The sequence below is a fragment of the Mesorhizobium sp. M4B.F.Ca.ET.017.02.2.1 genome (assembly GCF_003998955.1).
GTDB lineage: Bacteria > Pseudomonadota > Alphaproteobacteria > Rhizobiales > Rhizobiaceae > Mesorhizobium > Mesorhizobium abyssinicae.
In genome coordinates this window covers 1-3,718 of the sequence record NZ_RZOF01000474.1, presented here as the reverse complement: position 1 = coordinate 3,718, position 3,718 = coordinate 1, and the positions used below count along the sequence as shown (strand labels likewise).

Annotated in this window: 8 protein-coding genes; 3 read left to right on the top strand and 5 right to left on the bottom strand. The window is 60.8% G+C overall.

Annotated features, from left to right (window positions below):
- Positions 1 to 183: 183 nt before the first annotated feature.
- Positions 184 to 312: a hypothetical protein gene (locus tag EN738_RS36855; RefSeq protein WP_259980032.1), complete on the bottom strand. Its 129-nt coding sequence runs from the start codon at positions 310 to 312 to the stop codon at positions 184 to 186.
- A 93-nt stretch (positions 313 to 405) separates the two neighbouring features.
- On the bottom strand, positions 406 to 849 hold the full coding sequence (locus EN738_RS36625; RefSeq protein WP_245466780.1) for a hypothetical protein: 444 nt from the start codon (positions 847 to 849) through the stop codon (positions 406 to 408).
- 170 nt (positions 850 to 1,019) lie between these two features.
- Between EN738_RS36625 and EN738_RS36620 the strand changes: the two genes are divergently transcribed.
- Positions 1,020 to 1,268, top strand: a complete 249-nt coding sequence (locus tag EN738_RS36620; protein WP_236372574.1) for a tyrosine-type recombinase/integrase — start codon at positions 1,020 to 1,022, stop codon at positions 1,266 to 1,268.
- Positions 1,269 to 1,314: 46 nt separating this feature from the next.
- Here the strand turns inward: EN738_RS36620 and tnpB are convergent, their stop codons facing one another.
- The 3 genes from tnpB to EN738_RS32205 are packed head-to-tail and all read right to left on the bottom strand — an operon-like array spanning position 1,315 to position 2,243.
- Positions 1,315 to 1,470 (bottom strand): IS66 family insertion sequence element accessory protein TnpB, encoded by a 156-nt coding sequence (gene tnpB / locus EN738_RS36850; RefSeq protein ID WP_084831567.1) that lies wholly within the window; start codon positions 1,468 to 1,470, stop codon positions 1,315 to 1,317.
- Complete coding sequence (locus tag EN738_RS36610) at positions 1,467 to 1,715, bottom strand: transposase (RefSeq protein WP_236473611.1); 249 nt, start codon at positions 1,713 to 1,715, stop codon at positions 1,467 to 1,469. Before EN738_RS36610 ends, tnpB begins: the two co-directional genes overlap by 4 nt.
- Positions 1,716 to 1,769: 54 nt before the next feature.
- Positions 1,770 to 2,243: a transposase gene (locus tag EN738_RS32205; protein ID WP_091600632.1), complete on the bottom strand. Its 474-nt coding sequence runs from the start codon at positions 2,241 to 2,243 to the stop codon at positions 1,770 to 1,772.
- A gap of 409 nt (positions 2,244 to 2,652) precedes the next feature.
- Between EN738_RS32205 and EN738_RS32200 the strand changes: the two genes are divergently transcribed.
- On the top strand, positions 2,653 to 2,928 hold the full coding sequence (locus tag EN738_RS32200; RefSeq protein WP_091600633.1) for a hypothetical protein: 276 nt from the start codon (positions 2,653 to 2,655) through the stop codon (positions 2,926 to 2,928).
- A 573-nt stretch (positions 2,929 to 3,501) separates the two neighbouring features.
- On the top strand, positions 3,502 to 3,669 hold the full coding sequence (locus EN738_RS32195; RefSeq protein ID WP_236372582.1) for a hypothetical protein: 168 nt from the start codon (positions 3,502 to 3,504) through the stop codon (positions 3,667 to 3,669).
- Positions 3,670 to 3,718 lie beyond the last annotated feature (49 nt).

The window sequence follows — 3,718 nt, the reverse complement described above, 5'->3', positions numbered from 1 at the left end:
GGATAGAGGTTTCGATTCAGGAGACGTGCTTCGTGATGCGGCCATGATAGGCCGGTCCCTCACCGACTGCCGCACGCTCGGAAGAAGCCAAGGTAGGCGACAAGCCTCTGTGGATCGCTGAAGCGCCGAATGTTGCCGATTGCCGCGGCAACGTTCGCACCCACGGTGACGGAGGCAACGTCATCAGGCGACGGATTGTCGGATCCTAGTGGGCACCACCGCGATATCCGCCTCGACCACCGTCAACGCCTCGTTGATCTGATTGATCAAGCCGAGGTGGCACTCGATGGCGGCGCGCTCAAGGAGCAGCATGAGTTAACACCTACTCCTAGCGCCGCTCCTGGAGTCCTATTTCCGCCGGCGCCTGACGAAGCAGCGCAATGCGACTCCCGCGACCGTGGCCAGCTATCGCGATGCCTTGCGCATGCTGATCCTCTTTGCCGCCGCCCGATTGCGGAAGAAGCCGGGGGCGTTGGCGCTCGAAGAGCTGATCGAGATCTCGTTCTCGCTTTTCTCGACGAACTCGAGGAGAAGCGGAACAATTCCGTCACCACGCGCAACGCCCGCTTGGCCGCGATCCGATCTTTCTTCCGCCACGTCGCTGCCGCCGACCCGGCATCCTTCGGCGTCGCCCAACGCGTGCTGACGATTCCCATTAAACGGACGCACATTGACGTGACGTACCACCTCACCACGGCCGAAGTGGACACCCTCATCGCGGCGCCAGATCCAAAGACGCCCCGTGGTCGGCGCGACCGAGCCTTTCTGCTCTTTCTTGGCACGAACCGGCGCCCGGCCTCCGAAGCCACCGGCGTCAACGCAAACGACCTTCAGTTGGAGCGGCCGCACCCACAAGTGCTGCTGCGCGGCAAAGGGCGTAGAGACCGCGTCGTCCCCATTGCTAAGGACCCGGCTGCGGGCGCTGACATCCTTGTTGAGCGAGCGCGGGATCGCCCATCACGAGCCGCGACCGATATTCCTCGGCGCCCGCAACGAGCGCCGGGCCTACCAGACCGGCTTTGGCCGACAAGCCCATATCGCCGCACATCTTCCGGCACTCCCTCGCCATGAAGCTTCTCCAGTCCGGCGTGGACCTTTTGACGATCCAAGCCTGGCTCGGGCATGCACGGGTCGCCACGACCCACCGCTATGCCACAGCGGATGTAGAGATGATGCGCAATGGACTCGAGAAGGCGGGCGTCACCGGCGATCACGGCGTGCGTTTCCGACCAAATGACTCCGTTCTGCAACTGCTGAACTCCATCTGAATGTTTATGTGGCGGAGGCAAGCTGGGTTTGGCCGGTCCGAAGGGGTCAGGGCGGCTCCGCCACATAATCTCGCCCGACGCATAAATGCGGATCCCGGCCCAATGTCTCCTGAACCTGCAGAGCGAGACGCTGCATTCCGCGACGCATATCGGTCCGGCCCACCGCCAACCAGATCCGCACCTGGCTCGGGACCGGGATCATGAAACGCCCCGCGCCTTCACCATCGCCGCTGCCAGTGTTGGCGGCGTGGTCAGTGGAATCCGCAGCCGCACCTTGCCGGCGACGTCCAGCTCGATCACCACTGGCGGCGGGAGCGGCTGGGCGCGTTCGTCAAGAACGTCTTCAGTTGCCGGCTGCCCGGTCTCAGGTCGAAACAGCTCGTTGCGCCAGTATCGGCTGCTGGGCGCGACGCTGTTCGCTGTGTCACAGGAAGAAAGGAAGGTCACCTTGGAGCTCAGGTCAGCCGCCCCTCGGGCTTTTTGCCTATGGCGGCAAAGGGCTCAAGCAAGCCCGAGCTTTTTCCTGAGCTCGGCGTTTTCTTTCCGGAGCCGGTCAGCGAGGAGCTTCTTCAGACGGGCGTTCTCTTCTTCAAGCTTCACAAGATCCTTGAGCTCATCGCTCTGTGTTGTCTGCCCAGCAGCCCTTTTCCAGTGATAGTACGTCTGTTCCGATATTCCAGCGTTCTGAACGGCTGCCTTGATACTCTCTCCCCGTCCGATCTGCTTCTCGATCTCGCCGAGCTTCTGGGCACGCTCGTTCTCAGAGTAATTTCTCCGCGCTGCCCGGACTGTAGGCGAAGCGATCGCTTTAGATGAAGACGCCTGAAGAGCCGAGCTGGCGGCTCTGGTTCGTATAGCACCTGCGCGCTGCGCGGTCCGCTTCCGCGTCTTCGGCGCCTTTGTATCGGGTGTCTGTTCCTTCACGGGCACCTCGCCTGCTGCCTGGGTTGCCTCAGTTTCCTTAAGGTTGGACATCAGAAACTCCCTGCGATTTCAAACATCTATTCTAGCACGCAGCATCTAGAACTTATGGGCTTTGTCAACTGCGGCCACAAAACCGTGCTCGCCAATGTCGCCGTCCGACGCGTTAACATGATGCCAGTAACTGCGGCAATGCAATCGGTTCGCAATCCGCAACAAAGAGTATCGGCTGGATGTGCACGACGCCCCAGTCTCTGAAACAGCGTAGCCGCCCGGTAAGAGCCGCTTTCAGTCTGCCTTAGAAACAAGGTGGTCGGTCGCCACTCCCGCGCATACTATCCGTCTACTCTTGCTCCTCGCACGGCGCCAGGTCCTCGTCATCGATGCCGGGCAGCGTCGCAGCGGCTAAGCCAGCCACTCGCATTGCTCCCTGACAGGATGGTGCCGATCCTGCTGAGATCGCATGCTGGCGCGACGTTGCTTTGCGGCCACCGTCGCGCCTGCCCGTGAACTGTTCGCGCCTGTGCTCATGCTCGCCTTGACACCCTCGATGGGTCCATCCGGGATGGTCAACCATCCCGAACATAGCGGGCAGGCGGGCATCTTCACCAGCAGTCTCTGTGTCGCTCTCGTGGCGGCAAACAAGATCGAGGCTGGCGGGGTGATGATCAACGGTCCTCGAACCATCGATTTTGATCGCGGTGGCCGTTCAGTGTGTTCAAACACGAGGCGCCGTTAGACGGCACCGCAGCATCATAGCGAAGTGCCATGCAGGACGACTCCCTGCAGCATCGTCTCGCGCAGCCAAACACTTGCCGGATCACTGTTGTGAACGGCCGGACGTTTGACGGCCTGTGACGCGAAAAGGCAGCGGAAGATCTAGCATTTATGGGGGAAATGTTTTTTCGGAGTGCTTGACCCGCAGGAAGGGCATGACTGCCTATCGCCCGACCCGGCAAGGCCGCACTCATGACCGGCTGGGCTCGGATCCTGCATGCCGCGCCCGTGAGGTTACTTGTCGGAAGTGCGTCGAGCACAACGACGAGATGTAGTTCACGATCTTTGAAACGCGTGGTCAACTATCCAAAGTGTGGATGCCTTTCATCGAAACAAACGATTTCATCAATGTTGTGGAATCCTGCATGGGCAGAAGCACCTGACGCACACCGATGCCCCACTGCCTCATGGCGTGGCGAGCGTCTTAAGAACTGCCCGAAAGGAGAACTTTCATGCGCTCTACCGGGCAGTGGAGTGCTGGGAAAGGGAGTTGCAACTGACCGGCCATGTCAACTGTCCGACTTCTTCCGAGCCTATGGACAGACTGGGAACCTTCCACGCAAAGCCATTCGAAAGCGGCCGCAGTTGGGCCGGCGCGAGACCGGAAGCCCGCGCAATCGGCTACGACGCGCACGGTGTAGCGGCTCACATCGTCATACTGCACCTACGCCACACACCGGCCGGACCTGATCCGGCTTTATGAGCATTGGGCTTTGTCAGTCGCACAAGCGTGATGGCTTTCGCGACGCGGC